This window comes from Algibacter ulvanivorans (assembly GCF_048381495.1).
In the GTDB taxonomy this organism is placed as follows: Bacteria; Bacteroidota; Bacteroidia; order Flavobacteriales; family Flavobacteriaceae; genus Algibacter_B; species Algibacter_B ulvanivorans.
Genome location: NZ_JBLWGD010000007.1, coordinates 175,795 through 193,882 on the forward strand (window position 1 = coordinate 175,795; position 18,088 = coordinate 193,882).

The 18,088-nt window shown below is 32.5% G+C and carries 20 protein-coding genes; 12 read left to right on the forward strand and 8 right to left on the reverse strand.

From position 1 onward, the window contains the following. Positions 1–9 precede the first annotated feature (9 nt). The 4 genes from ACNG5D_RS15350 (at position 10) to groL (ending at position 3,472) form a co-directional block, all read left to right on the forward strand. Entirely contained in the window at positions 10–951 is a 942-nt protein-coding gene (locus tag ACNG5D_RS15350) for a hypothetical protein (protein WP_418184415.1), read from the forward strand. After that, positions 951–1,313 carry a preprotein translocase subunit SecG gene (gene secG / locus ACNG5D_RS15355; RefSeq protein ID WP_418184416.1) on the forward strand — a complete coding sequence of 121 codons (363 nt, stop codon included), beginning with the start codon at positions 951–953 and terminating at the stop codon, positions 1,311–1,313. The genes ACNG5D_RS15350 and secG overlap by 1 nt, the downstream gene beginning before the upstream one ends. A 144-nt stretch (positions 1,314–1,457) precedes the next feature. After that, positions 1,458–1,733, forward strand: coding sequence for a co-chaperone GroES (locus ACNG5D_RS15360; protein ID WP_418184417.1), 276 nt, complete (start codon positions 1,458–1,460; stop codon positions 1,731–1,733). 107 nt (positions 1,734–1,840) lie between these two features. After that, positions 1,841–3,472, forward strand: a complete 1,632-nt coding sequence (gene groL / locus ACNG5D_RS15365; RefSeq protein ID WP_418184418.1) for a chaperonin GroEL — start codon at positions 1,841–1,843, stop codon at positions 3,470–3,472. 77 nt (positions 3,473–3,549) lie between these two features. On the opposite strand, the gene ACNG5D_RS15370 is transcribed toward groL, so the two are convergent. The 8 genes from ACNG5D_RS15370 to xrtF form a co-directional block, all read right to left on the reverse strand. Continuing rightward, positions 3,550–3,900, reverse strand: a complete 351-nt coding sequence (locus ACNG5D_RS15370) for a ribose-5-phosphate isomerase (protein WP_418184419.1) — start codon at positions 3,898–3,900, stop codon at positions 3,550–3,552. Positions 3,901–3,921: 21 nt separating this feature from the next. Next, complete coding sequence (locus ACNG5D_RS15375) at positions 3,922–4,287, reverse strand: DUF2200 domain-containing protein (RefSeq protein ID WP_418184420.1); 366 nt, start codon at positions 4,285–4,287, stop codon at positions 3,922–3,924. 3 nt (positions 4,288–4,290) lie between these two features. After that, positions 4,291–4,686 carry a heavy-metal-associated domain-containing protein gene (locus ACNG5D_RS15380; protein ID WP_418184421.1) on the reverse strand — a complete coding sequence of 132 codons (396 nt, stop codon included), beginning with the start codon at positions 4,684–4,686 and terminating at the stop codon, positions 4,291–4,293. Positions 4,687–4,736: 50 nt separating this feature from the next. Then, complete coding sequence (locus ACNG5D_RS15385) at positions 4,737–6,989, reverse strand: TonB-dependent receptor (RefSeq protein ID WP_418184422.1); 2,253 nt, start codon at positions 6,987–6,989, stop codon at positions 4,737–4,739. A gap of 2 nt (positions 6,990–6,991) precedes the next feature. Continuing rightward, entirely contained in the window at positions 6,992–7,714 is a 723-nt protein-coding gene (locus ACNG5D_RS15390) for a heavy-metal-associated domain-containing protein (RefSeq protein WP_418184423.1), read from the reverse strand. Between the two features lie 98 nt (positions 7,715–7,812). Then, on the reverse strand, positions 7,813–8,214 hold the full coding sequence (locus ACNG5D_RS15395; protein ID WP_418184424.1) for an HYC_CC_PP family protein: 402 nt from the start codon (positions 8,212–8,214) through the stop codon (positions 7,813–7,815). 57 nt (positions 8,215–8,271) lie between these two features. Next, a complete protein-coding gene (locus tag ACNG5D_RS15400; protein WP_418184425.1) occupies positions 8,272–8,700 on the reverse strand; it encodes an exosortase F system-associated membrane protein in 429 nt (142 codons plus the stop codon). Then, a complete protein-coding gene (gene xrtF / locus ACNG5D_RS15405) occupies positions 8,693–9,244 on the reverse strand; it encodes an exosortase family protein XrtF (protein WP_418184426.1) in 552 nt (183 codons plus the stop codon). The genes ACNG5D_RS15400 and xrtF overlap by 8 nt, the downstream gene beginning before the upstream one ends. A gap of 104 nt (positions 9,245–9,348) precedes the next feature. Here xrtF and ACNG5D_RS15410 point away from each other — a divergent pair, with 104 nt between their 5' ends. The 8 genes from ACNG5D_RS15410 to def all read left to right on the forward strand — a co-directional run bounded on the left by ACNG5D_RS15410 (position 9,349) and on the right by def (position 17,977). Next, positions 9,349–9,807 carry a GAF domain-containing protein gene (locus tag ACNG5D_RS15410; RefSeq protein WP_418184427.1) on the forward strand — a complete coding sequence of 153 codons (459 nt, stop codon included), beginning with the start codon at positions 9,349–9,351 and terminating at the stop codon, positions 9,805–9,807. 197 nt (positions 9,808–10,004) lie between these two features. Beyond that, positions 10,005–11,537, forward strand: coding sequence for a bifunctional phosphoribosylaminoimidazolecarboxamide formyltransferase/IMP cyclohydrolase (purH, locus tag ACNG5D_RS15415; RefSeq protein ID WP_418184428.1), 1,533 nt, complete (start codon positions 10,005–10,007; stop codon positions 11,535–11,537). 184 nt (positions 11,538–11,721) lie between these two features. Next, positions 11,722–12,750 carry a rod shape-determining protein gene (locus tag ACNG5D_RS15420; protein ID WP_418184429.1) on the forward strand — a complete coding sequence of 343 codons (1,029 nt, stop codon included), beginning with the start codon at positions 11,722–11,724 and terminating at the stop codon, positions 12,748–12,750. A 22-nt stretch (positions 12,751–12,772) separates the two neighbouring features. Further along, complete coding sequence (gene mreC / locus ACNG5D_RS15425) at positions 12,773–13,588, forward strand: rod shape-determining protein MreC (RefSeq protein WP_418184430.1); 816 nt, start codon at positions 12,773–12,775, stop codon at positions 13,586–13,588. Further along, a complete protein-coding gene (locus ACNG5D_RS15430; RefSeq protein WP_418184431.1) occupies positions 13,589–14,095 on the forward strand; it encodes a rod shape-determining protein MreD in 507 nt (168 codons plus the stop codon). It abuts the gene before it with no gap. After that, positions 14,092–16,029, forward strand: coding sequence for a penicillin-binding protein 2 (gene mrdA / locus ACNG5D_RS15435; RefSeq protein WP_418184432.1), 1,938 nt, complete (start codon positions 14,092–14,094; stop codon positions 16,027–16,029). Before ACNG5D_RS15430 ends, mrdA begins: the two co-directional genes overlap by 4 nt. Beyond that, positions 16,029–17,306, forward strand: coding sequence for a rod shape-determining protein RodA (gene rodA / locus ACNG5D_RS15440; RefSeq protein ID WP_418184433.1), 1,278 nt, complete (start codon positions 16,029–16,031; stop codon positions 17,304–17,306). The genes mrdA and rodA overlap by 1 nt, the downstream gene beginning before the upstream one ends. Positions 17,307–17,320: 14 nt before the next feature. Continuing rightward, entirely contained in the window at positions 17,321–17,977 is a 657-nt protein-coding gene (gene def, locus ACNG5D_RS15445) for a peptide deformylase (protein ID WP_418184434.1), read from the forward strand. Positions 17,978–18,088: the final 111 nt, after the last annotated feature.

Consider the following 18,088-nt stretch of genomic DNA (forward strand, 5'->3'; position numbering starts at 1 on the left):
AAACACCTCATGAAACAAACAGATTTTACACACATATTACAAAACCCTCAGGTTATTTCTCACCAACAAACCGAGGCCGTAAAATCTATTATTAAAGAATATCCTTATTTCCAACCAGCACGTGCCATATATCTTAAAGGCTTAAAAAACCAAAATAGCATTAGCTACAATCAAGAACTTAAAAACACGGCAGCCTATACAACAGACCGAAGCATTCTGTTCGATTTTATAACTTCGGAAGCCTTCATTCAAAATGAAATTTCAGAATTCATTAAAAAAAATACCGAAAATTTAAAAAGTTTACCCGTTGATGCTGAAGATATCTCGGTAAACAAAAGCGTAACCATTGACGATGCTTTAAAACAACAGATAAAAGACACCGATGGCGTTTTAGATCCCGCATTATTTCAACCCAAAGAAGCACGACCAAAAAAAACACAAAACTTTATTTTAGACGAATCTGAAACTATTGAAAACGCAACCAACAAAACAAAAACACAAGAAGCAACTGCTGAAGATATATTAAACCTAGGCAAACCACTTCAGTTTGACAAAAAAGAAACACACTCGTTTAACGAATGGTTAAAACTAACACACTTTAAACCTATAAATAGGCAACCTGCAGTAAAAGAACCAGCACAAGAAAAAAAAGCCACCAATATAGGAAAAGAAAAAAAGTTTGAACTTATTGACAGGTTTATATCAAAAAACCCAAAAATAAGTCCTGTTAAAACGGCACCAAAAAAAGGCAACTTAGCTAAAGCACAAATGATACAACCAGAGTCTTTAATGACAGAGACTTTGGCTCGTATATACGTAGAACAAAAAAACTACAAAAAGGCAATTCAATCTTATAAAATTTTAAGTTTGAAATATCCAGAAAAAAGTAGTTTCTTTGCAAACCAAATTAAAGCCGTAGAGCAATTACAAGAACAAAACAATAAAGAATAATGAGTACGTTTACAATATTTCTAGTCCTTATAGTCGTTGTAGCATTTTTACTAGTTGTAGTAATTATGGTTCAAAACCCTAAAGGTGGTGGGTTATCATCATCATTTGGAGGTGGCGGCACCCAACAATTAGGAGGCGTAAAAAAGACTACCGACTTTTTAGACAAAAGCACATGGACATTAGCAACACTTTTATTAGTATTAATACTAGTATCAAACATTGCTATAGACAGAGGTGGTGCTGGCACAGAATCTAAAGCTTTAGATCCTGATGCACAATCAACACAACCACTACCAGCAGTTCCTGCAAACACTAATACAGATGCAACAACTGCAACACCAGAAGATTCAACAGAAGAATAATTTCTGAAAAACTAATTAAAAAATGCCAACTTTATAAGTTGGCATTTTTTGTTGCTGTAAGTTTGTCAGTTTACAAGCCATGGCACATTTTTAGCAACATACAAAAACATAAACTTTAATATTTTAAAATTAAAACATATAACAATGGCATTAAACATTAAACCATTAGCAGACAGAGTTCTTATTGAGCCTGCTGCTGCTGAAACTAAAACAGCATCAGGAATTATTATTCCAGACAATGCAAAAGAAAAACCTCAAAAAGGAACCGTTGTAGCTGCCGGAAAAGGCACTAAAGACGAGCCTATTACTGTAAAAGTTGGAGATACTGTTTTATATGGTAAATACGCCGGAACAGATTTAAAACTAGAAGGTAAAGATTATTTAATTATGCGCGAAAGCGACATACTTGCAATTATCTAAAAAAACAAACCGCTATTAGCCCTTTGGCTTTTAGCTCTACAAAAAACAATTAAAAACTTAGCCAACAGCTAAAAAAGCTAATGGCAAAAAGCTAAAAAATTAAAAAAATGGCAAAAGATATAAAATTTGATATTGAAGCACGCGACGGACTAAAACGTGGTGTTGATGCATTAGCAAATGCAGTAAAAGTAACTCTAGGTCCTAAAGGACGTAATGTAATTATTTCAAAAAGCTTTGGTGCTCCTTCTGTAACTAAAGATGGTGTATCTGTAGCAAAAGAAATAGAACTAGAAAACGAGCACGAAAACATGGGCGCTCAAATGGTAAAAGAAGTTGCAAGTAAAACTAACGACTTAGCTGGAGATGGTACAACAACTGCAACCGTATTAGCCCAAGCTATTGTAAAAGAAGGTTTAAAAAACGTAGCTTCTGGTGCAAACCCAATGGATTTAAAACGTGGTATAGACAAAGCCGTTGAAGCCATTACAGCAGATTTAGAAAAACAAGCTAAAAAAGTTGGTAACTCTTCAGAAAAAATCCAGCAAGTAGCTGCTATTTCAGCAAATAACGATAACACTATTGGCGAATTAATTGCACAAGCCTTTAGCAAAGTTGGTAAAGAAGGTGTTATTACTGTTGAAGAAGCCAAAGGTATGGAAACTTATGTTGACGTAGTTGAAGGTATGCAGTTTGACAGAGGATATCTTTCTCCTTACTTTGTAACAGATTCTGACAAAATGATTGCCGATTTAGAAAATCCATACATTTTATTATTCGACAAAAAGATTTCTAACCTACAAGAAATTCTTCCAATATTAGAGCCAGTAGCACAATCTGGCCGTCCGTTATTAATCATTGCCGAAGATGTTGATGGGCAAGCCTTAGCAACATTAGTAGTTAACAAGTTACGTGGCGGATTAAAAATTGCTGCTGTAAAAGCGCCTGGTTTTGGCGACAGACGTAAAGCTATGCTTGAAGACATTGCTATATTAACCGGCGGAACTGTAATTTCTGAAGAAAGAGGATTTACATTAGAAAATGCCGATTTAAGCATGTTAGGAACTGCCGAAACCGTAACTGTAGATAAAGACAATACAACTATTGTAAACGGTTCTGGTGATGCAGATGCCATTAAAGCACGTGTAAACCAAATTAAATCGCAAATAGAAACAACAACCTCAGATTACGACAAAGAAAAGCTACAAGAACGTTTAGCAAAACTAGCTGGCGGTGTTGCTGTACTTTACGTTGGCGCTGCAAGTGAAGTTGAAATGAAAGAGAAAAAAGACCGTGTTGACGATGCTTTACATGCAACAAGAGCAGCCGTAGAAGAAGGCATTGTTGCTGGTGGTGGTGTAGCTTTAGTAAGAGCAAAAGCTGTATTAGCTAAAATTACAACAGATAATTTAGATGAAACCACAGGCGTACAAATAGTAAACAAAGCTATTGAAGCACCTTTAAGAACTATTGTTGAAAATGCAGGTGGCGAAGGCTCTGTAGTTATCAATAAAGTTTTAGAAGGTAAAAAAGATTTTGGTTACGATGCTAAATCTGAAGCCTATGTAGATATGCTTAAAGCTGGTATTATCGACCCTAAAAAAGTAACACGTATTGCTTTAGAAAATGCAGCTTCTGTAGCTGGAATGATTCTAACAACAGAATGTGCTTTAATTGATATTAAAGAAGATGCTCCTGCTATGCCTCCAATGGGAGGTGGCGGAATGCCAGGCATGATGTAATCGAGACCCCTCAATACACAAGTTATAAAAAAACGCTCCTCAATGTTTTGAGGAGCGTTTTTATTTAAATATAAAATTTAATTAAACCAAACCGCATAACGTTGCCTGCGCAACTCTAACGCTAAAGTCTCTTCCATTTTTAAAGCTTCAGCCCTAGAACTTATTGGATCTATATGGTTGTACAAACTTGGCCTTAAATACGAACCATATTTTTGTACAATACTAGACGATAATTTATAACCTTTCTTATTTCTATACCCTGTTTTGTGTTGCATAAAACGTTCTTTAGGCGTTTTACTTGTCATACCAACATACAGACATTCTAAAACGCCATTAAACTGCGGATTCGCTGCCCGAAACCTAGCGTTTTCTGTAAATACCCGCTTCGATAATTCTACAACATAAATACGATATTGAATTTTAGGCATACTTTAAAACTGTATTTAAAACTAAGCGGTTCTTAATATTTTTTCCATTTTTCTACCTTTAGCTAATTCATCTACCAACTTATCCAAATACCTTGTTTTTTTGGTTAAAGCATTATCTATTTCTTCTATTCTGTATCCGCATATTACCCCTTTTATAAGCTTAGCATTAGGGTTTAATTTTGCTTCATTAAAAAAGGTTTCAAATGTTACTTTATCATCAATAAGCTTTTGTAATTTACTTTCATTAAAACCAGTAAGCCACTCAATGACTTGTAACAACTCCTCTTTTGTTCTACCTTTTTTTTCAACTTTTGTAATATAATGCGGGTAAACCGATGCAAAAGTCATTTTTGCAATTCGTGCATTATGCTCTGGTGTGGTTTTCATATTTTAATGATTATGTTTATCGTTTTCATTATGCTTTTTGTTATGATTTGGAGTATGATCATCAATCACAGCCTCATCTCGGTATTTACAACATGGATGCACTTTGGCATAAGCCTCGTCTGTAGCTTTAAGTTCTTTTGTATCATGTCCTGCAGCTAACACTTGTTTTTCAATGGTTTTTATATTGGTTTTTCTATCATCATAAATTAATTTTAATTCGTGAGTATCTACATTCCATTGTGCAAATTTCACACCTTTAGTGTTTAAACATGCTTTTTCAATACGAGCTTTACACATGCCACATACTCCATCTACTTCCATAGATGCTTTTGCATTTTTATTTTGGGCAAAAGTGGTTGATGCTATTAAAATTAATGCTATAACTATTAAGTTTTTCATAATTATTAGTCTTTAAATTCTGAATTAAATTCAGGATAATATTATTAGTTTTATTTTATTTTATACCGTAAACCAGCATAATACATGCTTCCAAAAACTGGACCATATACAAAGGTAGAATCAAAATTCGCACCAAAAGGGTTATTAGCTCCTAAAATAGGGTTAGATTGCCTAAGGTTTGTTATGTTTTCTCCACCTAAATATACTTCAAATTTTGGAGAAAACACTTTAGTTATTTGGGCATTTAATGTAGCTACAGATGGTGTTCTGCCTGGCAATTGATATTCGGCAGGATTACTTGCTGTATTTGCAAACCGCTGGTCGCTTAACCAATTAAAGGTTGCATCGAACTTCCAAAACCCTGGCTTACCTTCATTTTTATGCATTTCGTAACCAATATTAGTAAAAAACCTATGCTTTGGTGTTAAAGGACGCTCTAACTTTCCCGAATTATAATCGGTTTTAACATCGTAAAATTTATAAGCTGTTCGTAAATCTACATGTTCCAAAACATTATAATTTAATTCTGCTTGAAAACTATTTGCATAACTTTTTCCGTTAAGGTTATAAAAACTAATTTGGCTAGGCGTTTCCCAATCTACTACAATTTGATTTTTAAAATCGGTTTTATAGTAATCTAACGTTATATCTGCTTTTCTCCCAAAAAGATTGAAGCCTTGTAAATACGAAACCCCATAATTCCAAGCTATTTCGGGATCTAAACCATAAACAGTTCCGCCAGAATTAAAAATATTAATTTGTCTAGATGTTGAAAACAATTGCTGGTTTTCGGTAAAAATATTAGCGCTACGTTTACCCCTTCCAAAAGAAGCTCGAAAAGCAGATTTGCTCCATGGCGAATACCTTGCATGCACTCTTGGTGTTACAAATGTGCCCAATAAATTATGGTTATCAATTCTAACTCCTGCTGTTAAATTAAACAGCTCTAAATTATCGAAGCTATACTCAAAAAAAGCACCAACTGAGTTTTCGGTTCTTTCAAAGTCTGTATCTAAACCGCCAGCATCTACAAACTCATCATAATGGTCGTATGTATAACTTAGTCCTGTTTTTATTTTATGCCTAGAATCGCTTATAATCGAATTATAAATTGCATTTGCATACAAACTGTTATGAGTAATATTATATGTGTTTAAACCAAAATACGACGCTTGCTTATGACTACTAAAAGCTGTTTGCACCCCAATACTTTGCCAAGGTATATTAGGGTTTACATAACCTAGTTTTGAAGATATCTCGTAGCGTTTAGTATCTATCTCGCCGCCCCAATAGTTTGTTGTTAACTTATCGGTTTTGGGGTTAAAGTCTAGCTCTCCAGTTTGTTTTTTATCGTTTAAAAATTTTAGATTTATAAAACTTAAAAAACCTTTTTTTGTATCAATATATTGCCAACGGTTCATGATATTTATTTGGTTAAATAATGGCATATCTAAAAAACCATCGTTATTTACATCATGCTTTTTATTATGAGTATTACCATGCAAATATAATCCGGTATGCCATTTATCGTTAACTTTAGTATTAATGTGCGTGTTTAACTCTAAGCGCTCGCTTGAGGCTCCGTATAAATTAACAAACAATGTATTATCTGTTGATGGTTTTACTAACTCGGCATTAATTTGCCCTGCTATACTTTCAAAACCATTAACTACACTACCCGCGCCTTTTGTTATTTGAATACTTTCTACCCATGTGCCGGGAATAAAACTTAATCCATAAGCTTGAGAAGCGCCGCGTATAGACGGAATGTTTTCGGTAGCAATTAAAATATAAGGACTGGTTAAGCCTAACATTTTAATTTGACGCGTACCGGTAATAGCATCGGCAAAATTAACATCTATAGATGGATTAGTTTCGAAACTTTCAGAGAGGTTACAACAGGCTGCTTTTAACAGCTCGTCGCTACTTACATTTATAACATTTGCAGCTTTAAAATACGATTTTACAGTAGTTTGCTTTCTCGATTTTAATACCACAGTATCTAAATTATCTGTTGGTTGCAACCAATGTTTAATGTTTTTTGTTGTATTTATTGTTAGCGTATCTGTTTTAAACCCAACATAGCTAATAACCAACTTGCTGTATTCTGGCTTGTATAGTATTGAAAAATTCCCATCAATATCTGTTACGGTGCCTACTTCTGTATTTAGCCAATACACATTAGCACCTACCAAACCAATTTCGTTATTTGTTTCGTTTGCGTCTAGAATTTTACCTGTAATACGTTCTTGAGAAACCAACAAACAAGGAAATACTATTAGTATATAAATTAAATATTTCATTTTTAGTTATAGGTTTTTATAAGCATTATAATTGCCATAACTATCATAATACTATTTTCAATAAACGTAGCTTTTGTCATAGGAAGTTTTAATGCTGTACCCAAACATGCGCATTGAATTGTTTTTTTATCAAGCAATATTTTAGTAACGCCAATAGTAGTTATTCCTAAAATAATTACAGTTGCAATTAGCACTACAGGTATTTCTATACGCATTAAAAACATAATACCAAGAATGGCTTCTATAAATGGATACACCCAACCATAAACAGGCATCACTTTTGCAAGCGGGTCGTACATTTTAAACGATTCTGGAAAGCCTTTTAAGTCTAAAAACTTAAAAAAGCTAAAAACAATATAGAATAACCCCATAAAATCGAGCATAAAACCATTGGTTTCCCAAGGTTTTACGTTTAGCATTACAGATGCGGCAATTATGTAACCAAATATTAAAAACAATGGAAATAATTGCTGCAAATCGCTTTTCTCTTCAATGCTATTTTTTGAAGCTGAATTAAAAATATTCTTTTCTGATATTGAATATTTGTTAGAAATGGTTTGTTGTAGCGTTTCTGTTGAAATGTGGTTAGCCATTTCTATTGTAGCTTCTGAAGTTTCTAAATTTACAGAAGCTTTTATAACATCTGGCAGCTTATTTAGCTTTTCTTCCACCGATGTTCCACACCCGTTACAGGTCATGCCTGAAACTGTATAAATATGTTTCATTTTGTTAAAAATTTGAATTAATAAATATTTTATTTCCGCGAAAGCGAAAACTTTACCAGAACCCTAATTTTAGGGCATCAATAAAAACATTTATTAAATCAAATGATGAATACTTGGTCTAACACCAAAATATCGTAAACCAAATTTGGTGGCGAATAATTTTTATGAGGAATTGTGTGTTTTGCTAAACTCTCAAAACAACTTAAATAAGCATATGCAAATGTTGTAATGAATTGTTGCTGCTCGAAATCTAAATCTTCAAACGAAGATACTTTTAATTCGTCTTGCCCTTTCACAACATTTGTTTCGTCCTTACAGCAAGTTTTCTTCTGGAGTATTTCTAAAGCTTCGGTAGCACATTTTTCGGCCTCAGTAAATACCGAAACACCAACTAAAACATCACCACAAAAATGCTTTTCAATAGTAAAAGATACTGTTGAAAACAGCACTAAAAGCGCCATTATTATAGTAAAACTTTTATGTAAGATTTGTTTTATCACTCTACAAAATTACAAAAAATGAAATTTTAACAATACATTTTATCGTATGTTTAACACTTATTTTTTTAGTTTATGGTAGTAAAATGCTGGAAGCAAAAGTATTAAAATTATAGGCTGAATTAAAAAACGACGAATATTAAAAAACAAGTAATAATCTTCTTGCCTCGGGTTAATAACAAAATACAAATAAACCGTAATTAAACCTGCAAAGGCAACACCATAAATAACAACAGAGAATTTTATTATATGTTTATCTCTAAAAACCACATATAAAATAGCTAATGAAATAAACGCATTTATAATATACCGCAAGGTAGTATAACCTATCAATTTAGCTATTTCTCGCCTAGGACTATCAATATACAAATAGTCGTTTTGAAAAAATGTTAAATATGGATCGTAAAACAATACATCTTCAAAAAAACGTATTAAAATTAGCATTAAAACTAAAACAAAAAGCCATATATACTTAATAATTTTACGCATGCTTTTTGTTTAATTTAGAAAACCTATTTACCCAAAAAATCCATAACAAAAACACTAAACCGTAAATTATTCCTGGAAAAACAACCGTATGTAAAACATCTTCATACGCTGGGTAATGATACATACTTATAGTTAAAAACACTATGCGCAATAAATTTATAGCATAAATTAAAACGCTACCAGCAAGCAAGTAAAAAAAAGTTGTTTTCCATTGTCCAGAAAAAGCAACAATAAACGATACAAACAAAATAATTACACTTATACCATTACAGCCTTCTATAATTCTAGCTAAATATTTTCCATTTAAAATTACCTTCATAGATGGCTCGTTTGGGTGCGGCAACATTTGTACTTGATACCCCAAAGTATGTAATAACGCTTCTGTTTGCACCGAAACTAAATGCGTCATGAAATCTGGATAAAATACAGCCCCATTAGAAAATTGTAAATAAAATTTGTAAACAACAGATAACAGCCCATAAACCAACAAAAATGTAAGTATAAATTTTATTACCAGCTTATATTTTATAAAAAGTGTTTTCAAGTAATATTTTAGCTATTTCTTAAAAAAAGAATTGTGTTAATTTTATTAAAACGGAATATCGAAATTACGCCTTTTTAAATACTTTTGCCAAAACTTTTGAATTTATGATTTTCGAAAAACTAAAACCACAGGTAGAGCGTATTGTTTCTGAAACCGAAAAAACTGTTAACGAACGCCTTTTAAACATTTGCAAATTACTTGAAACTCATGTAGAATATTATAACTGGGTTGGGTTTTATTTTAGTAACGCCAATAAAAAAGAACTACACTTAGGTCCTTATGTTGGTGAGCCAACAGACCATACTGTAATTCCTTTCGGAAAAGGTATTTGTGGGCAAGTTGCCGTTAGTAACGAAAATTTCGTGGTACCTGATGTTGCTGCGCAAGACAATTATATAGCTTGCAGCATAACCGTTAAAGCCGAAATTGTAGTGCCTATTTTTGTTAATGGTAAAAATATTGGACAAATAGATATTGACTCTAACACACCAGATCCTTTTACTAAAAACGACGAAGATTTTTTAGAATTTGTTTGCAGCAAAGTATCTAAATTACTTGCTTAAACCCCAAAAACATAAATTTAAATTTTCAACATCCTTATTTCTTGTTTTAAAGAATTAAAGCATACTGTTAACAACTTATGTTTTTCGTTAAAAAAACGCATTTATTTTTAAGGCATCCTCATTTATTTTGTTAGATGAAATAAGTACTTTTGCAATTATTTACAAAATTCATTTTCAAAAAAAATAACACAACACAAATGAGCAACGAAAAAACTATTAAATCGGCATTAATATCTGTATTTAGCAAAGACGGTTTAGAGCCTATTGTAAAAGAACTTGACAAACAAGGTGTAACCATTTATTCTACTGGTGGAACAGAAAAATTTATAAACGATTTAGGGATTAAAGTTGTACCTGTTGAAGATGTAACCTCTTACCCTTCTATTTTAGGTGGTCGTGTAAAAACATTACACCCAAAAGTTTTTGGAGGTATTTTAAACAGACAAAATCATGACGGCGATGTTGCCGAATTAGCCGAGTATGAAATTCCGCAAATAGATGTTGTAATTGTAGATTTATACCCATTTGAAAAAACAGTAGCATCTGGCGCTAGCAATCAAGATATTATTGAAAAAATTGATATAGGAGGAATTTCCTTAATCCGTGCCGCTGCTAAAAACTATGCCGATGTAATTTGTGTGTCATCGGTTAATGATTATGCCGAGTTTTTAGAATTAATTTCTGCTAACAACGGTGCTATTTCAGAAGAAGACAGAAAACGTTTTGCTGGCAAAGCATTTAATGTCTCTTCTCATTATGATACTGCAATATTTAACTATTTTAACCAAAATAACGAGGAAACTGTTTTAAAATTAAGTGAAACTAATGGTAAAACATTACGTTATGGAGAAAATCCACACCAAAAAGGTTTTTTCTTTGGAAATTTTGAAGAATTATTTACAAAACTTCACGGTAAAGAACTAAGTTATAACAACCTTTTAGACGTTGATGCTGCCGTAAATTTAATGCTAGAATTTAAAAACGACGCGCCAACATTTGCTGTTTTAAAACACAATAACGCTTGTGGTTTAGCACAACGCGACACCTTACATCAAGCCTATATTGATGCTTTAGCAGGCGACCCTGTTTCGGCCTTTGGAGGTGTTTTAATTGGAAATAAAGAAATTGATTTATCTACAGCAGAAGAAATTCATAAATTGTTCTGCGAAGTTGTTATAGCGCCATCATTTTCAAATGAAGCCTTAGAAGTTTTAAAAGGAAAGAAAAATAGAATTCTATTAAAAATTCATGATATTGAAATGCCAAAAACAAACGTAAGAAGCTGTTTAAATGGTATTTTAGTTCAAGACAGAAACAACATTACAGACAAAGCCGAAGATTTAAAAAACGTAACAAACACAGCACCTACACAAGCACAGATAGACGATTTAATATTCGCTTCAAAAATTTGTAAGCACACAAAATCTAACACTATTGTTTTAGCAAAAAACAAACAACTTTGTGCAAGCGGAACAGGACAAACAAGCCGTGTTGATGCTTTAGAACAAGCTATACATAAAGCAGGAACTTTTAAATTCGATTTAAACGGAGCTGTTATGGCTAGCGATGCATTTTTTCCGTTTCCAGATTGTGTTGAAATAGCAAATAATGCTGGTATAGCAGCCGTAATTCAGCCAGGTGGTTCTATAAAAGACCAATTAAGCATAGACTATTGCAACGAAAACAACGTAGCTATGGTAATGACAGGTACACGCCACTTTAAACACTAAAAAACCCATAAATTAACACATAAATTCATCGGTTTTTAATAATCTAAAAATCGATGAATAACGTATAAGTAAAAGGCAATAAATTTTAATACGAATTTTGAACCTCTTAAAAGTCATATATTTATTAACTTTTATTACATTTACGGGATTCGTTTTTAAAACCACTTTAAATTTTTAATAACACATGGGATTTTTTGATTTCTTAACAGAAGAAATTGCAATAGATTTAGGTACTGCAAACACACTTATAATTCACAACGATAAAGTTGTTGTTGACGCTCCTTCTATAGTAGCTCGCGACAGAATATCGGGTAAAATAATTGCCGTTGGCCAAGAAGCCAGTTTAATGCAAGGTAAAACCCATGAAAACATTAAAACCATTCGGCCACTTAAAGATGGGGTAATTGCAGATTTTGATGCCTCAGAACAAATGATTAGTATGTTTATAAAAAACATACCAGCATTAAAAAAGAAATTTTTCACTCCCGCTTTACGCATGGTCATTTGTATCCCTTCTGGTATTACAGAGGTAGAAATGCGAGCAGTAAAAGAAAGTGCAGAACGCGTTAATGGTAAAGAGGTTTACTTAATACACGAGCCTATGGCAGCTGCAATTGGTATTGGTGTAGATATTATGCAACCCAAAGGTAATATGGTGGTAGATATAGGTGGCGGTACTACCGAAATTGCTGTAATTGCTTTAGGCGGTATTGTATGCGATAAATCTGTAAAAATAGCAGGTGATGTATTTACAAACGATATTGTATATTATATGCGTACGCAACACAACCTTTATGTTGGCGAGCGAACTGCCGAAAAAATTAAAATACAAATTGGTGCAGCTACCGAAGATTTAGAATTACCTCCAGAAGATATGAGTGTACAAGGTCGAGATTTGTTAACAGGAAAACCCAAACAAGTTTCTATCTCATATCGAGAAATTGCTAAAGCATTAGACAAATCTATTTTACGAATTGAAGATGCGGTTATGGAAACCCTATCGCAAACCCCTCCTGAATTAGCTGCCGATATTTATAACACAGGTATTTATCTAGCTGGTGGAGGCTCTATGTTACGTGGTTTAGACAAACGTCTATCTCAAAAAACAGATTTGCCTGTTTACATAGCAGAAGATCCTTTACGCGCTGTTGTAAGAGGTACTGGTATAACACTTAAAAACTTAACTAAATACAAAAGCGTATTGATAAAATAAGCGCAAAATAGGCAGATAAATCATGCAACAGATTATTAACTTTATAATAAGAAACAAAAACTTTTTGTTATTCTTGTTGCTGTTTAGTGTTTCACTTTTATTTACTATTCAAACACACTCTTATCACAAAAGTAAGTTTATTAATTCGGCCAACTTCCTAACTGGTGGTGTATACAATTCAGTTAATAATATAAGTGGTTACTTTAATTTAAAATCTCAAAATCAATTATTATCCGAAGAAAACAACAGGCTTAAAGCATTGCTTTACAACGCAACCATTAAAACAGATTCTATTTTTACAGATAGTTTAGCTTTTAAAGCATCATATCGTTTTTATAGCTCTAATATTATTAAAAATAGCTACTCATTAAACAACAATATTTTAACGCTAAACAAAGGCAAAAACGACAGTATAAAACAAGATTTTGGTGTAATTTCTTCAAAAGGTATCATTGGCATTGTAGATAAAACAAGTAACAACTACTCTACAGTTATTTCAATATTAAATACAACAAGCCAAATTAGTGCGCAATTAAAAAAAACAAACCATTTTGGCACTTTAACATGGAATGGTAAAGACCCTAAATTTGCTCAACTTATCGATATTCCTAAAATTGCCCCCGTTAGTAAAGGAGACACTATAGTTACATCTGGCCGTTCTTCTATTTTTCCTAAAGGAGTTCGTGTTGGTATTGTTGAAGCCTTTAAACTAGATTTGGCCGAAAACTATTACGAAATTAATGTAAGACTTTTTAATGATATGACGAGTATAGAACATGTTTATATTATTAAAAATGTAGATAAAGAAGAAATAACTAACCTACAAAACGGCAATTAAATGAATAGTGTTTTTTCTGTACATACCATTCGTTTTATAACTTTAGTTTTAACACAGGTTTTAATATTAAATCACATTAATTTTTTGGGGTATGTTAACCCTTATATTTATATTTTGTTTATTGCTTTATTTCCTGTAAAAAACAATCGAATAATACTAATGTTATTAAGTTTTTTAATTGGTATAACAATAGATATGTTTTTAGACACGGGAGGTATTCATGCAGCCGCATCGGTATTTATAGCTTACTTTAGGCCTATAATATTAAAATCTTCTTTCGGAATGATGTACCATCATCAAACCATTAGGTTTAGTAATGTTGAGTTTGGCTCTAAACTCACCTATTTCACATTACTTACTACGTTGCACCACGTGGTTTTATTTTCTTTAGAAATTTTTAGCATTTCAAAAATACTTTTAATCTTTCAAAAAACGTTATTCTCAAGTATATTTACTATTTTATTAAGCATTGTTTTTACCATAATTTTTAGTAAAAAACCTAAATGAGACAACTTTTACTTTTTTTTTCTATAATTGCTGTTGGCTTACTTTTTATTGCTAGATTATTTTACCTTCAAGTATATAACTCTAGTGGGCATAATTTGTATGAAGACAACGCTATTAGAAAAGTTTACGACTACCCAAAACGCGGCTTTGTATACGACAGAAATGGCGAATTACTAGTTGCCAACCAACCTTCTTATGATGTTATGGTTATTCCTCGTGAGGTTGAACCTTTAGATACCCTTGAGTTTTGTAAATTATTAAAAATTGATAAAGAACGATTCATAAAAAACTATGAAAAAGCTAGACATTATTCTCCTAGATTGCCATCGGTTTTTGTGTCTCACCTATCAAAAGAAGACTATGCCGTTTTACAAGAAAAAATGCGTAAGTTCCATGGATTTTATATACAAAAACGATCTCTTAGAAATTACGAAACAACAATTGGAGCCAATGTACTAGGCGATATTGGAGAAGTAAACAACGCTATAATTAGAAAAGACCCATACTATAAAATGGGCGATTTAATTGGCAAACAAGGTGTAGAAGCATCGTACGAAAATACACTTCGAGGCGTAAAAGGCATTAAATTTATTCAAAAAGATAGATTTAACAGAAATATTGGCCCATATAAAAACGGTAAATTCGATACCATACCAGAACAAGGTAAAGATATTACTATAACTATCGATGCGCAACTTCAAGCCTATGGCGAATTACTAATGAAAAATAAACGCGGCGGTGTTATTGCTATTGAACCATCGTCGGGCGAAATTTTAGCAATGGTAGCAGCTCCAACCTACAACCCCAATATTTTAGTAGGTAGAGAGCGATCAAAAAACTTCACAAAACTTTATAATGATACTATTGCAAAACCACTATTTAACAGAAGTTTACAAGGTGTTTACGAACCAGGTTCGCCTTTTAAGTTAATGAATGCCTTAATAGCGCTTCAAGAAGGCGTTATAACTCCAGAAGAAACCGTTACCTGTTATGCAGGATATAAGTACGGAAACAGATTTATGAAATGCCATTGCAATAGAGGCACAAGAAACGACATGACCGGAGGTATACAACGCTCTTGCAATGCCTATTTTGCTACAACATACAGAAAAATACTAGACAAAAGCGGAAGTGCTTCCGATGGGATAAATACTTGGAGTAAGCACGCTAAAAGTTTTGGTTTAGGCAATTTTTTAGGTTACGATTTAAAAGTTGGACAAAAAGGAAGAATACCAGACCGAAATTATTATAAACGCTTATACCCTAATACTTTTTATTCTACCTATACCATATCAAACGCTATTGGACAAGGCGAGGTTGCAACAACACCTATCCAATTAGCTAACATGACTGCTGCCATAGCAAACAGAGGGTATTACTTTACACCGCATATTATAAAAAATATTGAAGGAGAAGAGCTTCCCGAACAATATACAAAACCCAAACACACAACAATTGATAAACACAATTTTGAACCTGTAATTGAAGGCATGCTACAAGTTTATAAAAAAGGTACTGCTGCTACTTTACAAGTAAAAGACATTGAAATTTGCGGAAAAACCGGTACCGTTGAAAATTTTGTAAAAATAGATAGTGTAAAAACACAACTAACAGACCACTCTATATTTGTTGCTTTTGCACCAAAAGACAACCCCAAAATAGCCATTGCAGTATTTGTTGAAAACGGTTACTGGGGAAGCAGATTTGCAGGTAGAATAGCTAGTTTAATGATTGAAAAACATATAAAAGGCCACACCACTAGAAAAGACTTAGAAGATTGGCTTTTAAAGCACAGTCTAGAAAATGAATATGCCAAACCTTATTCTGGCCAACCCTTTAAAATAAATGGCTATACAACTTTACAAGTTATTGAGGAGCAGGAATACTATAAATTAAAAAAAGAATTAAACAGAATTAATAAATCTGATAATTAATGGTTAGAGATACTAACAGACATTTTAAGTTCGATTGGATTACTATTATACTTTTTTTATTATTAGTAGGTTTTGGTTGGCTTAATATATTATCTGCATCGCATACAGGAACAACAACTAGCTACTTCGATGTCTCTCAACCATTTGGCAAGCAGCTTATTTTTATTTTTCTAACCTTTGGCTTAATTATACTATTATTGGCAGTCGATGCTAAGTTTTACGAACGTTTTTCTAGCGTTATTTACATTATATCAATGCTCTCTTTAGTTGGGCTTTTTATTTTTGGAAAAAATGTAAACGGCGCCACATCTTGGTATGGCATAGGCGGCATGACACTACAACCAAGCGAGTTTGCAAAAACAGCTACCGCACTTGCGGTTGCCAAATATATAAGCGATTTAAACACTAATATTAAATTGTTTAAAGACCAAATTAGAACTTTTGCTATAATTATAATTCCTGCCTTATTGGTACTACTTCAAAACGACACAGGAAGCACCATTGTTTATGGCGCATTCTTTTTTGTATTATACCGCGAAGGGTTACCTAAATATTATTTAACCATAGGCATATCATTAATTTTACTATCTGTTTTATCTTTAAAATTTGGGGCTATTATAACATCCTGTATAGCTGTATTACTTGTTATTAGTTTTCACTTTATAAGTAAAAAAAAGTTAAGAATATTTCAATCTATTTTAATAATTATTATTGCATTTGCTGTTTCTTTTGGTATAAAATTTTTCTATCAAAGTGTATTAAAACCTCATCAACAAGACCGTATAAGCCTTTGGTTACGCTTAGAAAAAGACCCTAAAAAACTAGAACAAATGAAACGAACTTTTGCCTATAACCTTAACGAATCTGAAAAAGCTATTAGCTCTGGAGGACTTACAGGGCGTGGTTTCATGGAAGGCACTAGAACCACAGGAAAGTTTGTACCAGAGCAACATACAGATTATATTTTTAGTACCGTAGGCGAAGAATGGGGCTTTTTAGGTAGTGCCTTTGTGGTTATTTTATTTGTATTGCTACTGCTTCGTATTTTACACTTAGCCGAATTACAAAAATCGCAATTTAGTAGGGTTTATGGTTATGGTGTTGCCGCTATAATTTTCATCCATTTCTTTATTAACATTGGTATGGTTATGGGCTTAATTCCTACTATAGGCATACCTTTACCTATGTTTAGCTATGGAGGTTCAGGACTATGGGCCTTTACCATTCTTATTTTTATTTTCATAAAATTAGACTCGAACAAAATAAACGAATGGTAATTTAAAAACCAATAATGAAAAAACTAACAACACCATATACAAATGGAGTAAAAAAAACTACGTTTTTTATTTGGTGTATATTAACTATTGGCTGTTCTACACAAAAAAGCATTATTAACAAATCGTTTTCTAGCAAGCAAGTAGCTTTAATAACAATTGCTGATAGTTTAACACCTATGCGTGTTTATAAAATTAACAATACCAAAGACTCTTTGTTGTTAAGAACTAAAAGTAATTACATAAAGCCAAACCCAAAAGACCCTATATTACAAACTTTTGTACAACGATTATATGCAACTGTAAGAGACAGCATGTCTATGGGCGTTGGTATTGCGGCTCCACAAGTTGGTATATTAAAAAATATTATTTGGGTACAACGATTCGACAAAGAAAATTTTCCTTTTGAAGTTTATTTAAACCCAAAAATTATTTCGTACTCTAAAAAAAAGCAAACCTTAAAAGAAGGTTGTTTATCCATTCCTAATAGAACGGAAGCATTAAATAACAGATCGTATGCTATAACCATTGAATATGATACGATGAAAAATGAACATAAAACAGAAACTATAAATAGCTTTACTTCGGTAATATTTCAGCATGAGATAGACCATTTAAATGGTATTTTGTATTTAGATCATTTACAAAAAGACATAAAAGATATTAAACCATAACGCGATTTAATATACTTTAGTAAAGAAACACTTTTTATAAAAGAAAAGTTATTCCATATATTTGTTAATAAGCAACTTAAAAGCTTCAAAATCTACTTTTTAACCTAAATG

Excerpts from the sequence above, each read along its gene's own strand:
- ACNG5D_RS15385 (WP_418184422.1), bottom strand. The coding sequence starts at position 6,989 with ATGAAATATTTAATTTATATACTAATAGTATTTCCTTGTTTGTTGGTT.
- def (WP_418184434.1), top strand. The coding sequence starts at position 17,321 with ATGAAAAAACTAACAACACCATATACAAATGGAGTAAAAAAAACTACG.
- ACNG5D_RS15390 (WP_418184423.1), bottom strand. The coding sequence starts at position 7,714 with ATGAAACATATTTATACAGTTTCAGGCATGACCTGTAACGGGTGTGGA.
- ACNG5D_RS15360 (WP_418184417.1), top strand. The coding sequence starts at position 1,458 with ATGGCATTAAACATTAAACCATTAGCAGACAGAGTTCTTATTGAGCCT.
- ACNG5D_RS15400 (WP_418184425.1), bottom strand. The coding sequence starts at position 8,700 with ATGCGTAAAATTATTAAGTATATATGGCTTTTTGTTTTAGTTTTAATG.
- ACNG5D_RS15375 (WP_418184420.1), bottom strand. The coding sequence starts at position 4,287 with ATGAAAACCACACCAGAGCATAATGCACGAATTGCAAAAATGACTTTT.
- rodA (WP_418184433.1), top strand. The coding sequence starts at position 16,029 with ATGGTTAGAGATACTAACAGACATTTTAAGTTCGATTGGATTACTATT.
- purH (WP_418184428.1), top strand. The coding sequence starts at position 10,005 with ATGAGCAACGAAAAAACTATTAAATCGGCATTAATATCTGTATTTAGC.
- ACNG5D_RS15430 (WP_418184431.1), top strand. The coding sequence starts at position 13,589 with ATGAATAGTGTTTTTTCTGTACATACCATTCGTTTTATAACTTTAGTT.
- ACNG5D_RS15380 (WP_418184421.1), bottom strand. The coding sequence starts at position 4,686 with ATGAAAAACTTAATAGTTATAGCATTAATTTTAATAGCATCAACCACT.
- ACNG5D_RS15410 (WP_418184427.1), top strand. The coding sequence starts at position 9,349 with ATGATTTTCGAAAAACTAAAACCACAGGTAGAGCGTATTGTTTCTGAA.
- ACNG5D_RS15350 (WP_418184415.1), top strand. The coding sequence starts at position 10 with ATGAAACAAACAGATTTTACACACATATTACAAAACCCTCAGGTTATT.
- mrdA (WP_418184432.1), top strand. The coding sequence starts at position 14,092 with ATGAGACAACTTTTACTTTTTTTTTCTATAATTGCTGTTGGCTTACTT.
- mreC (WP_418184430.1), top strand. The coding sequence starts at position 12,773 with ATGCAACAGATTATTAACTTTATAATAAGAAACAAAAACTTTTTGTTA.
- ACNG5D_RS15370 (WP_418184419.1), bottom strand. The coding sequence starts at position 3,900 with ATGCCTAAAATTCAATATCGTATTTATGTTGTAGAATTATCGAAGCGG.
- groL (WP_418184418.1), top strand. The coding sequence starts at position 1,841 with ATGGCAAAAGATATAAAATTTGATATTGAAGCACGCGACGGACTAAAA.
- secG (WP_418184416.1), top strand. The coding sequence starts at position 951 with ATGAGTACGTTTACAATATTTCTAGTCCTTATAGTCGTTGTAGCATTT.
- ACNG5D_RS15420 (WP_418184429.1), top strand. The coding sequence starts at position 11,722 with ATGGGATTTTTTGATTTCTTAACAGAAGAAATTGCAATAGATTTAGGT.